The sequence below is a fragment of the Enterococcus ratti genome (genome assembly GCF_001886195.1).
Lineage (GTDB): Bacteria > Bacillota > Bacilli > Lactobacillales > Enterococcaceae > Enterococcus_B > Enterococcus_B ratti.
This window is the reverse complement of record NZ_JXLB01000008.1, coordinates 108,544-123,819: the sequence shown is the minus strand read 5'-3', so window position 1 is coordinate 123,819 and position 15,276 is coordinate 108,544. Positions and strand designations below refer to the sequence as shown.

13 protein-coding genes, 1 pseudogene and 1 other annotated feature (1 of these 15 only partly in view) are annotated in these 15,276 nt (G+C 35.0%); of the genes and pseudogenes, 3 read left to right on the top strand and 11 right to left on the bottom strand.

Annotation, left to right across the window (positions count from 1 at the left end; translation table 11 throughout):
* Window positions 1-344: 344 nt before the first annotated feature.
* The 8 genes and pseudogenes from RV14_RS05500 to sufC form a co-directional block, all read right to left on the bottom strand.
* The gene (locus RV14_RS05500; protein ID WP_071855294.1) at window positions 345-1,157 is read right to left on the bottom strand and encodes a diacylglycerol/lipid kinase family protein; all 813 of its coding nucleotides are present in this window, start codon (window positions 1,155-1,157) and stop codon (window positions 345-347) included.
* A gap of 775 nt (window positions 1,158-1,932) precedes the next feature.
* On the bottom strand, window positions 1,933-2,133 hold the full coding sequence (locus tag RV14_RS05495) for a hypothetical protein (protein ID WP_071855293.1): 201 nt from the start codon (window positions 2,131-2,133) through the stop codon (window positions 1,933-1,935).
* A gap of 300 nt (window positions 2,134-2,433) precedes the next feature.
* Window positions 2,434-2,666: pseudogene (locus tag RV14_RS12040) on the bottom strand (Y-family DNA polymerase); the annotation flags it as partial.
* Between the two features lie 133 nt (window positions 2,667-2,799).
* Window positions 2,800-4,191: a Fe-S cluster assembly protein SufB gene (sufB, locus tag RV14_RS05485; protein WP_071855292.1), complete on the bottom strand. Its 1,392-nt coding sequence runs from the start codon at window positions 4,189-4,191 to the stop codon at window positions 2,800-2,802.
* 4 nt (window positions 4,192-4,195) lie between these two features.
* The gene (sufU, locus tag RV14_RS05480) at window positions 4,196-4,666 is read right to left on the bottom strand and encodes a Fe-S cluster assembly sulfur transfer protein SufU (RefSeq protein ID WP_071855291.1); all 471 of its coding nucleotides are present in this window, start codon (window positions 4,664-4,666) and stop codon (window positions 4,196-4,198) included.
* Window positions 4,653-5,888, bottom strand: coding sequence for a cysteine desulfurase (locus tag RV14_RS05475; protein WP_071855290.1), 1,236 nt, complete (start codon window positions 5,886-5,888; stop codon window positions 4,653-4,655). Before RV14_RS05475 ends, sufU begins: the two co-directional genes overlap by 14 nt.
* A complete protein-coding gene (sufD, locus tag RV14_RS05470; RefSeq protein WP_071855289.1) occupies window positions 5,885-7,174 on the bottom strand; it encodes a Fe-S cluster assembly protein SufD in 1,290 nt (429 codons plus the stop codon). The genes RV14_RS05475 and sufD overlap by 4 nt, the downstream gene beginning before the upstream one ends.
* Before the next feature lie 13 nt (window positions 7,175-7,187).
* Window positions 7,188-7,958: a Fe-S cluster assembly ATPase SufC gene (gene sufC, locus RV14_RS05465; RefSeq protein ID WP_071855288.1), complete on the bottom strand. Its 771-nt coding sequence runs from the start codon at window positions 7,956-7,958 to the stop codon at window positions 7,188-7,190.
* A gap of 474 nt (window positions 7,959-8,432) precedes the next feature.
* On the opposite strand from sufC, the gene RV14_RS05460 reads away from it, so the two are divergent.
* The 3 genes from RV14_RS05460 to RV14_RS05450 all read left to right on the top strand — a co-directional run bounded on the left by RV14_RS05460 (window position 8,433) and on the right by RV14_RS05450 (window position 12,124).
* A complete protein-coding gene (locus tag RV14_RS05460; RefSeq protein ID WP_071855287.1) occupies window positions 8,433-9,182 on the top strand; it encodes a MurR/RpiR family transcriptional regulator in 750 nt (249 codons plus the stop codon).
* A gap of 180 nt (window positions 9,183-9,362) precedes the next feature.
* A complete protein-coding gene (gene malX, locus RV14_RS05455) occupies window positions 9,363-10,919 on the top strand; it encodes a maltose/glucose-specific PTS transporter subunit IIBC (protein ID WP_071855286.1) in 1,557 nt (518 codons plus the stop codon).
* Between the two features lie 17 nt (window positions 10,920-10,936).
* Entirely contained in the window at window positions 10,937-12,124 is a 1,188-nt protein-coding gene (locus RV14_RS05450) for a MalY/PatB family protein (protein ID WP_071855285.1), read from the top strand.
* Window positions 12,125-12,505: 381 nt separating this feature from the next.
* Here the strand turns inward: RV14_RS05450 and RV14_RS05445 are convergent, their stop codons facing one another.
* Genes RV14_RS05445 through RV14_RS05435 form a run of 3 tightly spaced genes read right to left on the bottom strand, consistent with a single transcriptional unit; the run spans window position 12,506 to window position 15,088 of the window.
* Complete coding sequence (locus RV14_RS05445) at window positions 12,506-13,351, bottom strand: MetQ/NlpA family ABC transporter substrate-binding protein (RefSeq protein ID WP_071855284.1); 846 nt, start codon at window positions 13,349-13,351, stop codon at window positions 12,506-12,508.
* Window positions 13,352-13,374: 23 nt separating this feature from the next.
* Window positions 13,375-14,061: a methionine ABC transporter permease gene (locus RV14_RS05440; protein ID WP_071855283.1), complete on the bottom strand. Its 687-nt coding sequence runs from the start codon at window positions 14,059-14,061 to the stop codon at window positions 13,375-13,377.
* Window positions 14,054-15,088, bottom strand: coding sequence for a methionine ABC transporter ATP-binding protein (locus tag RV14_RS05435; RefSeq protein WP_071855299.1), 1,035 nt, complete (start codon window positions 15,086-15,088; stop codon window positions 14,054-14,056). The genes RV14_RS05440 and RV14_RS05435 overlap by 8 nt, the downstream gene beginning before the upstream one ends.
* Before the next feature lie 60 nt (window positions 15,089-15,148).
* Window positions 15,149-15,276: a binding site (T-box leader), on the bottom strand (it continues 138 nt past the right edge of the window).

Genomic DNA, 15,276 nt, shown 5'->3' with positions numbered 1-15,276 from the left:
TAGGTCTAAAGACAATAATAAAAAAACTGACTCTAAAAAGATAGCTTTTCAAACTATCTTTTTAGAGTCAGTTTAATTTTTCTGATTTTTTGTTTCATGAATAATAAGACCGACCACTGCTGCAAAATTTGAAACTCTCTGTGGTAGCATCCATTCGTTCATTTAAAAGGGATCTTACAAAAACGTACAGTTAATCGAAGATTTTATATCTGAGCCATTATGTGAACCTACTTAAAAAATGCGTCACCTATTTTATAAAAATCGGAGTTTCATTTTTGATACCTATTAATTCTCTTTGAATAATCAAAAAACCATTAACAACTAACAAAAAATCTTTGATTTTATTAACAATAGATCGTCAAATGCGAAGGCAACACATGAATTCTAACAGGTAATTTTTCGCCTTCATCTCCATCCACATTGGTCGCTAATTCCACATCATCTACTAATGAGATGGCAATTTTTTCACATGTTTGATACGCCAAATGATTGGTTGACTCTTCTATACCTTTTAATAAATCAGGGATAGTTTTTAACGTGTCAAGAAGAGAAGAATCTTTTAAGTAAATAAAATGCAGCTTCCCATCGTTTACTTTTGCGTTAGGAATCAATGTTTCAAACCCACCAATTGAATTTGTCAAGCCAATGAGCAGCGTACTACTCTTAATCATTTCTTTTTGACCGTCTATATTTAATTGAAACGTATAAGATTGCGTATCAATCAATTGTTTAAGTCCGGAAATAAAATAAGCAAGTTTTCCGTACTTGGTTTTCTTTTTTGACTCAACATCATTGATGGCTTCAGGAATAGTCCCAATTGCTGCGATATTCATAAAATAAGCATCATTAATTTTGCCGATATCTATAGATTTGAAAGAATCTATAGAAAGATTTTGGATAGCCTTTTCTGGCTCCAACGAGATGTTCAAAGCTCGAGCTAAATCATTCACTGTTCCGTCTCCCCCCATCACAAATACGCTGTGATAGTTAGAACTAGCTGCTTCACGAGTAAATTTTTTTGCATCTCCTGCTTTTTCAGTAAAAAGAACCCTTACTTCATCAAATAATGTTTTTAATTTTTCATGAATCATTTTTTCATATTCTTTTGCTTTTTCTCCTCCAGAGCTAGGATTAACTACCAACAACGCTTTTTTCATAGTAACAACTCCTTCGGAAATAAGCCGAATTTCATAAAAATTTGAAAAGCAATTTTCTTGAATACTTTTTTATTTCTCGGAGTTAAACACTTCTGTCCCAGCTTCTATTTGCTTGCAAAGCATTGTTTAACTGTAACCTACTCTTTTAATCTGCCTTTCTCAAAAATAATATTCAAGTATTCTGAACACTCATTCTAAAAAAGTTTTAACCGTTTTTCCACTGACTATTTCAAATAGTAACAAAAGAAACAAATAGCATGCTATAAGCCCTTTACATTATAGCCATAGCCGCTAACCTGCGTCCTTAATATTTCCAAGTTGCACCCCTTGATAAGCTCTTAACTCATTTACTGTTCCTTTACGCATTTCAATTTCTTTTGCTAATATTTTTTTCCTTCAAACTCAACGTCGCGATCGTCTACTAAACATTGAAAATAAAAAATTTAAACTGAAACTAGATAAATTTAATCAAAATAAACAAGCATCGGTGCTCGGATTGTTCGAAATATGATGCATCGAGGTCATCAGGCATCTATAAAAACAGAATAATAACTTAGAAATAAAGCTATTTGTTTGATTATTTTATTTAGCTTTCTCAATTTAGTCAATTATTCCACCAATTACAACCAAAGCCTCTTAAGCGTGGATTATAGCTTACCATCTTTAAATAAGTACTAGTTGCTTCGTCCAGTCTCGCTTCATCTTCAGGCGTTAATGTATATTCATCACTATTCTCCATCTCTTTTACACTGTTAATATTTGCTTTTTTAGCTTCTTAAGCATACATTTCTTGAAGAATTTTAAGTACTTGATTACTTCGTTTTTCTTCTGAAACACAAATACTTTCCACTTTGCTCATTTCTTCATTAAAAATCTCACTTGCTTGAACACCTATTGAAACTGTCGGAAATAACATTTCAAAAAGAAACATAGCAGTTGCTAATCCAGTGAAAGTTTTCATTTTTGGCATAATCATCAACTTACCTCATTTCTCTATTGTTGTATGTTTGTTCAAGTATATTGAATTGTGAAGAAAAGTACAAATAGATTGATAGACTATTTTTCTGTCTACAGAAATACTTGTTACAACGCAAAAAAAATTTCTTTTCCCTTACATTTAATTTAAAAATCCCTCTCAAGTCCTATATAGAAACAGCAAAAAAATCATAATAAAGCATTTTTGTATTTCGTATTTCTCTTTTTATATTCAAAAAATCATAAAAGAGATTTCTTTTTCAAGATGATATATTGAATAAATCGTACTTTTTCAATTGATAATACTAAAAATTGCTATAACTTCAAATATGGTGTATGGATTCCAATTAGCTAGGTCTCTAATACTCATGATTTCCATTTGATTGAGCCTTTTTTTCATTCGAGAGCAATGCCCCAAAAGTCCTTCATTTCAGGAATATTCCATACTTTCTCAGGAACATTTTGATACATCCATTCGGCAATAAATTCTTCATTGTGCTTTGCTTCATTGTCCAAAGCAAGTTTGGCTAATACGAGTATCGTCGTCACCTACCTATGATGGCTCATCAGTAAAAGAACTGGTCAAAAGCTGGCTATTTCTAATATCAAGGCACAACAAAAAAGCTAGAACCCTTGTATACCAAAGATTCTAGCTCCTATAATAGCTTTACCCTACACTGCCTTCCATCTCATACGATATCAAGCGATTTAATTCGACGGCATATTCCATCGGTAATTCTTTGGTAAATGGCTCGACAAACCCCATAACAATCATTTCTGTGGCTTCAGTTTCGGTCAACCCGCGACTCATGAGATAGTAAAGTTGTTCTTCTGAAATCTTTGAAACTTTGGCTTCATGCTCTAAGGATACTTGACTATTATGAATTTCATTGAATGGAATGGTATCAGATTTTGAAAGTTCATCCATGATGATCGTATCACATTCAATGTGAGAAATCGAGCCAGCACTATTTTGGGAAAATGTGACTTGTCCACGATAATTAACTTCTCCGCCATCTTTTGAAATAGATTTAGAGACGATGGAACTTGAAGTATTAGGAGCATTATGAATCATTTTCGCTCCAGTATCTTGAATTTGATTTGCTCCAGCAAAGGCAATAGACAACATCGTACCACGAGCACCTTTTCCTTCTAAATACACACTCGGATATTTCATCGTTGTTTTCGCCCCAAGGTTTCCATCAATCCATTCAACTGTCGCACCTTCATAGGCTTTTGCCCGCTTGGTTACAAGATTGTAAACATTGTCGGACCAATTTTGAATCGTAGTATAACGACAATAAGCATCTTTACGAGTAAAAATTTCTACGATTGCTGCATGCAAGCTGTTGCTAGAATAAGTAGGAGCAGTACAGCCTTCTACATAATGAATGCTGGCACCTTCATCCACAATAATCAATGTACGTTCAAATTGCCCTGTATTTTCTGCATTAATCCGAAAATAAGTTTGTAAAGGAATATCCACTTTAACACCTTTTGGTACATAAATGAATGTGCCGCCGGACCAAACCGCTGAGTTTAACGCCGCTAATTTATTGTCAGTTGGCGGCACAAGCTTTGAAAAATATTCTTTGAATAATTCTGGGTATTCTTTTAAAGCAGAATCTGTATCGGTAAAAATAATTCCCAATTTTTCAAACTCATCTTTCATGTTATGATAGACGACTTCTGATTCGTATTGAGCAGATGCTCCAGCTAAATAGGCACGTTCTGCTTCTGGAATCCCAATTTTTTCAAAGGTTTCTTTAATTTTATCGGGTACATCCTCCCAATCACGGGCTGGCTTATCGCTTGGCTTTTGGTAGTATTTAATAGCATTGAAATCAATATCTGATAAATCAGGTCCCCATTCTTGCATTGGCATTTTATTGAATGCTTCAAGGGATTTCAAGCGAAATGCCAGCATCCATTCCGGTTCACCTTTAATTTTGGACATTTCACGCACAACCTCTTCAGTTAGGCCTTCACCCGTACTGAAAATTGGCTCTACGTCGTCATGAAAACCAAATTTATATTCTTCTAACTCTGGTACGCCCATATTCTCACTCCTCTTCTTGATGAGCATGATGGAAGGTTGCAGTACCGTTTTCTTCCATTGCTTTTTCTAATGCTTTCCAGCCTAACGTCGCACATTTAATTCTAGCAGGAAATTTAGCTACTCCACTTAGCATTGCAGCGTCGCCTAATTGATCAATTGCTTTAACTTCTTTGCCTTGAACAAGCTGCAAGAAATCACCAATTAACTGATGAGCTTCTTCAACGGACTTGTTGATTACAGCGTCTGTCATCATCGAGGCGCTAGCTGTACTAATTGAGCAACCACTGCCGTCAAAGGCAATATTTTCAATAATGCCTTCTTTAACTGCAATTTGCAATTCAATGACATCTCCACAGGTAGGATTGTTTAATTCGATTTTTCCTGTTGACTCAGTCAATGTGCCGCGATGATGGGGATGTGACGAATGATCAAGGATGACTTGACGGTACAGATTATCTAGTTTAGAAAGTGCCATGTTGAAAAAACTCCTTTGCTGCAAGAATTGCTTCAACTAAACGATCCGCATCTTGTTTGGTATTGTAAAAATAAAAACTTGCTCTTACTGTAGATGAAACTTCTAAATATTTTAATAACGGTTGTGCACAATGATGTCCTGCACGCACTGCTATTCCTTCCATATCAAGTGCTGTCGCAAGATCATGCGGATGCAAACCTTCAAGATTAAAGGCTACTACGCCTGTACGATAAACAGAATCTTGCGGACCATAAATGGTCAACCCATTGATTTTTTGTAATTTAGGTAATACGTAAGCGACTAGTTCTTCTTCATAATGATGGATCGTGTTAAGTCCGAGATTTTCTAAATAATCAATTGCTTGACCTAAAGCGATCGCACCAGCAATATTGGGTGTACCTGCTTCAAATTTCCAAGGTAGTTCTTTCCAAGTACTTTCATAAAGATCGACAAAATCGATCATTTCTCCTCCAAATTCTATGGGTTCCATTTGTTCCAGCCATTTTCGTTTGCCATACAGCACACCAATTCCTGTAGGTCCACACATTTTATGCCCACTGAATGCGAAGAAATCACAATCTAATTCTTGTACATCAATGGGTAGATGCGGAGCTGATTGTGCGCCATCAACGACTAAAATTCCGCCTCGTTTATGCACCATTTCTCCTAATTCTTGTATAGGATTAACCACACCTAACACGTTTGAGACATGCGCAATCGATAAGATTTTCGTTTTATCGGTTATCATTTCTTTTGCTTGTGCCCGATCGAGAAATCCTTCCTCTGTCAAATTGATGTATTTCAATACGGCACCTGTTTTTTTAGCAATTTGTTGCCAAGGAATCACATTAGAATGATGTTCCATATAAGAAAGAACAATTTCATCTCCTTCTTGAAGAAAGGCTTCTCCAAAACTTCTTGCCACCCAATTCAAGCTAGTTGTGGTTCCACGGGTGAATAAAATTTCTGCTCGATCAGACGCATTCAAGAAGCGTTGCACTTTGTCTCTTGCTTGTTCATAGTTCTTCGTTGCTCGTTCGGCTAAAGTATGCACCCCACGATGAACGTTGGCATTATCTTGTTCATAATACTGTCTTAATGATTCTAAGACTTGTTTTGGCTTTTGCGTAGTAGCTGCATTATCAAGATAGACTAAAGGTTCATCATTGACTTCTTGAAAAAGGATAGGAAAATCTTGTTTGATTTTTTCTATTGAAATCATGTATTCAACTTCCCTTCAATAACTTCTACCAGTTCTTTTCGTACTTCTTCTACCGGAATAGCAGTTAAGACGGCACCTAAAAATCCGCGAATGACTAAACGTTCTGCTTCTGCTTTATGCAACCCACGACTCATTAAATAATACATTTCCTCTGGGTCAACACGTCCCACGCTTGCAGCATGTCCTGCTGTCACTTCATTTTCATCAATTAATAAAATAGGATTGGCATCTCCACGTGCTTTATCAGAAAACATTAATACACGACTTTCTTGTTGAGCATCTGCTCCTTTTGCACCTTTTAAAATATGCCCGATACCGTTGAATGTGAGTGTTCCTCGCTCTTTGATTACCCCATGTTGTAAAATGTGACCAACCGTATATTTGGCTTTATTAGTTACGCGTGTATCAATTCCTTGAATTTGTTTTCCCGAACTGATCGCAACAATTTTAACTTCTGCATGAGCTCCTTCACCTACTAAATCAGAATCAAAATCTGCAATCACATGACCGTCATTCATCACACCTATTGCCCAATCAATCGATGCATCACGTAAGATATATCCTCGCCGATTCACATAGGAAGTAACATTTTCTCCTAATTGATCGACTGCTGCATATTTAACCCTTGCACCCGCTTTAGCAATGACTTCAACAATAATATTTCCCGAGGCTTTTTGAAGATTTTCACCGGTAGTTTGAAAACGCTCAAGGTAAGAAAATTCACTGTGTTCATCTGCAACAATCAAGACATGTTTGAAAAAGTGTTGTGAAATTTCACCAACTTGAATAAAGAGAGCTTCAATGGGTTCATTGATCACAACATTTTTTGGTACGTATAAGAATAACCCTGTATTCATAAATGCCACATGCAAGGCTGTTAATTGATCTTCATCCATTTTCACTGCTTTTTTCATGTAATATTCTTGGACTAACTCAGGATATTCTTGTAAAGCAGTAAATAAATCAGTAAAAATAACCCCTTTTTCGGCTAACTCAGCAGACAATTGTTCAACTACTGTCCACGTCCTTTGTTGAACAATCATTGGATTATCCTTCATTTGATCAAAAGCCACCACATGTCCTGATTCATTCATCTCATCTGCCATTTCATGAATAGAAAATAGTGGCCAACGACGAAATTTTACACGATCAATATGAGGAAGCGGTAATTCATTGGCTTTTTTCAATGCTTCTCGACGAAACTCGGTCATCCATTGAGGTTCACCTTTACTTAAAGAAAAAGTGGTGACAGCATCCAGTTGATCGAGCCAGTTTGTTTTTTTCATTTTCAGCCCCTCCTTACACTTCTTCTTTGTAATCGATTCCTAATTCTTTACTGATTCCAGCATAGCCTTCTACTTCTAAGCGTTTAGCTAAATCTGCATTCCCCGTCATTACAACGCGACCTTCCATCATAATGTGTACTACATCAGGTGTGATATAATTCAACAGCCGTTGGTAGTGGGTAATGATTAAGACCCCAAAATCTTCGCTACGCATTTCATTGACTCCTTTTGCGACAACTTTTAATGCATCAATATCTAACCCAGAATCAATTTCATCTAAAATCGCAAAGGTCGGTTCCAACATTAATAATTGTAAAATTTCATTGCGTTTCTTTTCTCCCCCAGAAAAGCCTTCATTCAAATAACGTTCTGCCATTTCCTCGGGCATATTTAAAAGAGCCATTTTTTCATCCAACTTCTTCAAAAAGTCCATCACAGACATTTTATTGCCTTCCTCACGTTTAGCGTTAATGGCTGCTCGCATAAATTCTGCATTTGTGATACCGGGAATTTCACTTGGATACTGCATCGCTAAAAATAAACCTAGGCGTGCACGTTCATCAATTTCTAAGTCTAAGATATTTTTCCCGTCAAATAAAATCTCACCTTTTGTTACTTCATAATTAGGATTTCCCATAATAGCCGCAGATAAAGTTGATTTTCCAGTTCCGTTTGGACCCATGATTGCATGAATCTCGCCCGTTTTCATTGTTAAGTTCACACCTTTAAGGATTTCTTTTTCCTCAATTGCTACATGTAAATTTTTTATTTCTAAGACAGACATGCACATTCCCTCCAAATTCTCTTTCGTTCTCATTCATTTTAGACTAATTGAGAATGAAGTTCAATGTTAGAACATAGATTAAAAATGAAAGTCTCCTACATATTACTATTAAATAATAAATATTAAATAATAATTTATATAATTCTAAGACTTAATTATCATTTTTATAATCCCCTTCTCTAAAGATTATTTCTTATACAATAAAATCTCATGAACTAGCGCAATTAATTAAAGCTTTAGCTAATAACTAAAAGTTTTTCTATTTTATTGAAAATATTGCTGTTAGGTGAACTTTACCTATAATTCACCATTTATTTTCCTGTATAATTATTTACAATATTTCTATGTTTTGTCCATTAATTTTTTCCTTTTATCCCTATATTTTTTGTAATATGAAATCAAAAAATAATATTTATAAATAACGCATATCTTATAATAAAGTAGACTTTTTTGAGTGTGGAAAGGAGTACTAGCTTGTCAAACAATCGTTTAATTTCTTTATTAGAAAAAAAGCGTTCTGCTTTAAGTAAAGTTGAAAATGAAGTACTTGATTATATATTTGAGCATCTACCTATTATCGGTAGAAAAACTATTTATGAAGTAGCTTCTGATTTATTTGTTTCGACTGCAACCGTTTCACGTACCGCTAAACACCTTGGATATCAAGGATTTAAAGAACTAAAATATGCGATTGATCAAACCATGCCTATGGAACAAGAAGAAGCAAATCTCCATAGTTTTCAGACAATTACAAGTCAAATGATTTCAAATGTCACTGAAACATTTCAACAGCTAACTGAAAAAAAGGTAAAACAAATTATCACGATGATTGACCAATCCAATACAATTGAAGTTTTTGGATTAGGAGGTAGCTTACCTATTTGTATAGATTTTGCACGTAAATTGACATTTTTAGGAAAAAAAGCCTTTGCTCGCTCAGATTGGGATGAAAAAGAAATGGCAATATCTAACTTAAATCAAAAAGATTTAGCTATTTTTGTAAGCTTTACAGGAGAAACAAAAGGGATTCTTACCTATGCACATATCGCTCACAAACAAAAAATACCGATCGTTAGTATCGTTTCAATGAATGGTAGTAGTTTAGAAAAATTATCAACCATTTCATTAATTGCAAAAGGAACTTCTCACTATCATAAAAGAGTAGACTTAAATTCAAGATTTACGAGTATTTGTCTATTTGACACATGTATGCAGAACAAATAAAAGAAAAATAAGCACTATTTCTTTCAATTCAATGTAACCAATTACTGGATAATGTAAGCGGATACAAAATGTTGACATCCTCTTTTTTACCTATTTAGAGCCGTCTATAATAAATCTATCGCAGAAAAACAGAAACCATGTTTGATACGATAATAATAAAGAGAAAAAAGAAATGGAGATATTAAAATGAAACCAAAGAAAATAAGTTTATGGGAATTTTTCCAAGGCTTAGGGAAAACATTTATGTTACCCGTAGCTCTATTAGCTTTTATGGGAATTTTTTTAGGGATAGGTAGTTCTTTTTCCAGTGAGTCCATCCTCAACACTTTACCATTCTTAGATCATCCTCTTCTTAAGACCAGCTTTCAATTCCTATCAGTAATTGGCGGATTTGCTTTTACTTATTTACCTGTAATGTTTGCCATGGCAATCCCCTTAGGCTTAGTCCATAAAGAAAAAGGTATAGCCGCTTTTTCTGGATTTGTCGGTTACACAGTAATGAATTTGACCATCAATTTTTATTTAATCTCAACGAATCATTTGGCCGATGCAGCTCATTTACGTGAAGCTGGACAAGGAATGGTTTTTGGAATTCAAACAATTGAGATGGGGGTATTAGGAGGAATGATTGCAGGTCTCATCGTTTACAAATTACATAATAAGTTTTATACTATTCAATTACCAGATAGTTTCGCATTCTTTTCTGGCACTCGTTTTGTTCCAATCATTACCTCACTTGTTTTAGGAATTATTGGTCTCATCATTCCATTAATCTGGCCTTTATTTGCGACCGTAATCACGACAGTCGGCCTGCTTATTCAGCGTTCCGGTATTTTAGGACCATTTTTATTTGGCTCAGGGGAACGACTGCTTTTACCATTTGGATTACATCATATTCTAGTTTCCATGATCCGCTTTACTGAAGCAGGTGGTGCAACAGTCATTAATGGAAAGGAAATCTTTGGTGCATTAAATATTTTTTATGCAGAACTGCAAAATAATCTACCTATTTCCGCACATGCTACTGCTTTTTTATCACAAGGTAAAATGCCTACTTTTATCTTCGGTTTACCAGCAGCAGCTTTAGCAATGTATCATACCTCACCATTACAAAACCGTTATAAAATAAAAGGCTTATTAATTTCTGGTGTAGTTGCAACAACCATAACAGGCATTACAGAACCAATTGAGTTTTTATTCTTATTCATCAGCCCGTCATTATGGCTGTTTCACGTAGGAATGACTGGTTTAGGCTTTATGGTCATGGCATTATTCGGTGTCGTTATTGGAAACACAGACGGTGGAATTTTAGATCTCATTATTTTCGGTTTACTTCAAGGAAACACCACAAAATGGTGGTGGGTAATAATTATAGGTATTTTATGGTTTGGTATTTATTATTTTGTTTTCAAAACAGTAATTCTAAAATTTGATTTAAAAACACCCGGGCGAGAAAAAAAAGAACGCACCAATCATGAAAATAGTTTGCCACAAACTGACAACTACGATGCAAAAGAAATTTTAGCAGCACTTGGTGGAAAAGAGAATATTCAATCATTAGATAATTGTATTACACGTTTACGGCTAGTTTTAGCGGACGCAAATCAAGTGGATGATGAAAAGTTGAAACAACTGGGCGCATTAGGTGTCGTTCATCTTGATCGTCAAAACGTACAGGTAATCATTGGAACAAAAGTTACAACCGTTCGCAATCAACTTGATTTGATTTTAGAATAAAAAGGTGGATAAAAATAATGTTATTTGATACGGTAATTGATAGAAAAGACACTTATTGTACACAATGGGACTTCGTAAAAGATCGTTTTGGAGAAGACGACTTACTTCCTTTCACTATTTCAGATACAGACTTTATGGTTCCAAATGAAGTGCTAGAAACCTTAACAAAAAGAATGAAACATCCAATTTTTGGTTACACACGCTGGAATTATGACGAATTAAAAAAAGCCATTCAGCAATGGTATCAAATACGTTTTGATGCCATTATTGAGAAAGAATGGATCATGTACACTCCTACCGTAATCTATGCAGCATCTGCTTTTATTCAATTGCTCTCTAAAAAAGGTGAGGGGGTGGTCTTACAGACACCTGCTTATGATGCTTTTTTTAAGGTCATTCAAGACAACGGACGACAAGTAGTAGAAAACCAACTAATTTACGAAAATAATTGTTACTCTATTGATTTTATTAATCTAGAAAAACAATTAGCTCAACCAGAAAATAAACTCCTTCTGCTTTGCTCTCCACATAATCCAACCGGCAGAGCATGGTCACAACAAGAGCTAGAAAAGATTGTTGCGCTATGTCAAAAATATACTGTATTTTTACTATCAGATGAAATTCACATGGACATTTTAAGTAAAGGACAAAGACATTTACCAGCCACTAGTTTTCATTACGAAAAAACGGCAGTTATCACTAGTGGAACAAAAACGTTTAATTTTCCTAGCTTATCTTTTGCTTATACACTCATCCCAAATCTTCAACTGAGAAAAGCTTTTCATCAAAAATTAAAAAATGCAGACGGACTATCTTCACCAAATATTTTTGGCATGTTAGCTACTATGAGTGCTTATCAACATTGCGCTTATTGGGTAGATGAATTAAACCAGTATTTAGAAAAAAATCAGCAATATGTCAAAACATTTATTCAAAAAAATTTGCCTCGTATAAAAATCGTTGATCGTGAAGCAACTTATTTAATGTGGCTGGATATATCTGAAATAGTTTCAGATATATCTATTTTACAGAAAAAATTGGTTTCTACCGGGAAAGTAGCTATTATGGACGGTACTATTTATGGAGGAAATGGTGCTCAATTTTTACGATTAAACATTGGTTGCCCTATTTCAAAGCTTGAAGACGGATTAAATCGTATGTTAAAGGGAATTAAATCCATTAAGGAGAATGAAGGATTTCATTAAAAATCCAAAGCAAAAAAAACTTTCTTAATAAAATTCATTAGCTTTTTCCTGAAAAACACCCTAGAAGTGAGCAGGACAAAAGTGTTTAACCTTTTATTGTGGATTTTGATAAAATTTCCAAAACACTGGCGTTTCATCCTTATTTAATGAAGAGAAAAAACACTTTTGTCTCCTACTTACTTTTTAAAGACAAAAAAGTAAGACAAACATCAGAATAAATTCCAACGATCATCTTACTTTTTTAATTAGGAACAATGTCTTTTTAAAAGACAGAATTGATAGCAATAATTGATAAAAATTTCCAGCTTCATTTATACACCATCTATAGAAAAAATTGGTTTACTAAAATTTTCTGTACCTTAAATAAAAGACAACCATTGCTTATTTTACATCCACATCTACTGGTTTCACAGAGCCGCCCCATTTATCTTTGATCCAGTTTTGAACGTCTTTACGGTGTAAGACTTCCTGCAATTTTTTGATTTTCTGATTATTTTCTTCACCTTTTCGTGTCACAAGAATATTTACGTACGGTGAATCATCCTTTTCTAATAAAACCGCATCTTTTAATGGATTTAAACCAGCTCCATAAGCAAAGTTCGCATTGATAGCTACAAGATCCCCTTCATCATTTTGATAAGTAGAAGCGAGTAAGGAAGGATCAATTGAGTGATTAAATTTTAGTTTTTTAGGATTTTCAACAATGTCATCAAATGTTGCTGTTTCTAAATCCACCCCATCTTTTACTTTAACTAATCCTGCCTCTTGCAAGATAGTAATAATGCGTCCCCAGTCAGATTCTGAATTTGAAGTAATCACCGTGGCACCATTCTTTAAGTCTGAAATATTTTTGAGTTTCTTTGAATATAATCCCATTGGTTCAATATGAATCGCACCAGCATTGACAAAATCATAGTCTTTGTCTTTTATTTCTTTATTTAGATAAGGAATATGCTGGAAATAATTCGCATCGATATCTCCTTCTGCCAACGATTGATTAGGTAATACATAATCATCAAATTTTACAATTTCTAAATTGATTCCTTCATCTTTTAATAAAGGCTGCACGTGTTCTAAAATTTCTGCATGGGGAGTTGGTGAAGCCCCCACTTTTAAAGTAGTATCATCATTGCTTGAAGCATTTTTGTTGGTGTTGCTATTTCCACAAGCCGCTAAGCCAATCGTCAACAATCCAACAGCCACTAAACCCCAAATTTTCTTTTTCATCTCTTTCGTCCTCCTACATCTTCTTATCTTTTATCTGTTTTCTTCGTTAAGAAATCGCCAATTCCTTGAACAATAAAGACAATCACTAATATCACTAAAGTGGCCACAAACGTCACCGTAAGATTTCCTCGTTGATAACCTTCTTGCCAAGCAAGACCACCTAGACCGCCCGCACCGATTGCTCCTGCCATGGCAGTAAAGCCTATCATTGAAATGGTTGTAACGGTTAAACCTGAAATCAGTGCAGGTACACTTTCTGGAATTAAAACTTTCCAAATAATTTCCCAGTAACTTGCTCCCATAGCATCCGCTGCTTCTAAAACCCCCGGATTAACTTCACGAAAAGCAATTTCAACTAAGCGCGCATAAAAAGGGGCAGCTGATAGAACTAAAGCAGGAATTGCAGCTTGAGCTCCTAGCATTGTTCCCACGATTGCTTTTGTAAATGGAATGATCAAAACCATTAAAATCATAAAAGGCGTGGAACGAAAAACGTTACTGATAACCGAAACAATTCCGTAAATAATGCGCGCATATGGTTTATTTTTACGACCAATGGAATAAAGGATCAGCCCAAGCACCAATCCGATGATTGTGACTAATATCATGGAAATAATCGTCATGTAAAGTGTATCCATCAACGCCTTTTTCATCGTCTCCAAGTTAATTTGACTAAAGTCTAAATACGTTTTAGCAAAACTTTTATCCACAATAGATCACCTCCACTCCTACACCTTGTTTTTTTAGGAAACTTTCTGCTTGATCCAGTTCTTTTTCTTTTCCGGTCATTAAAGTCGTCAAAGAACCAAAAGAACCTTCTGCCGTTTGTTTAATTTTTCCATAAACAACATTAATATCTACGTTGTATTGACGAATAGCTTGTGAAATTACTGGTTCGTTTGCATTTTTTTCATTGAATACTAATGTAACTAACCGTCCGTTGGGATTTTCTTTAATCAATTCTGCCAACAGCTCTGTAGAATCTGCTTCTGGTTCAATGTCTTGTTGAACAAATCGTTTCGTTACTTCTTGTTGGGGATGTTTGAACACTTTTAACACATCACCTTTTTCCACGACCGTTCCCCGTTCTATTACAGCAACTTTGTTACAAATTTTGCGAATAACATTCATCTCATGAGTGATCAACACAATTGTTAACTTTAACTTTTTATTGATTGCTGCCAATAATTCCAATACTTCTTCCGTTGTTTGTGGGTCTAGCGCACTTGTTGCTTCGTCACAAAGCAAAATTTCGGGATCATTTGCTAATGCACGGGCAATTCCAACTCTTTGTTTTTGTCCGCCCGATAACTGTGAAGGATACGCATCGCCTCTTCCTTCTAATCCTACTAGCCTTAACAATTCTCTAGCTCGTTCTTGACGTTTAGCTTTTGGCATCCCTGTTAGCTCTAAAGGAAGTTCAATATTTTCTAAAACGGTTCTTGACCACAATAGATTAAAATGTTGAAAAATCATGCCAATTTTTTTTCGAAACTTTCTTAATTCTTTATTTTTTAATTTTGTAATTTCTTGGTCATTGATAATGACTGTTCCGCTTGTTGGCAGCTCCAAACCATTTAATAACCGCACGAGCGTACTTTTTCCTGCACCGGAATAACCGATAATTCCGTAAATATCTCCTTTTTCAACGTGCAATGAAACATCATTTACCGCTTGGATCGTTCCATTTTTTCCATTAAATGTTTTCTTGACATTAGTTAATTGGATCAATGACATAGCGCTCACATCTTTCTTTTTGTTTTTAAAATACAAAAAAACTTTCGTCCCTTGCTTTAGCAAAAGGACGAAAGCTTAAACCTCCGTGTTACCACCTTGATTTGCTGCTATTTCACAACAACAGCCTCTACCAGTACTTGATTAAGATTTTAAAAGAATCTTTACGTATACTGTTGTGCTGTAACGGG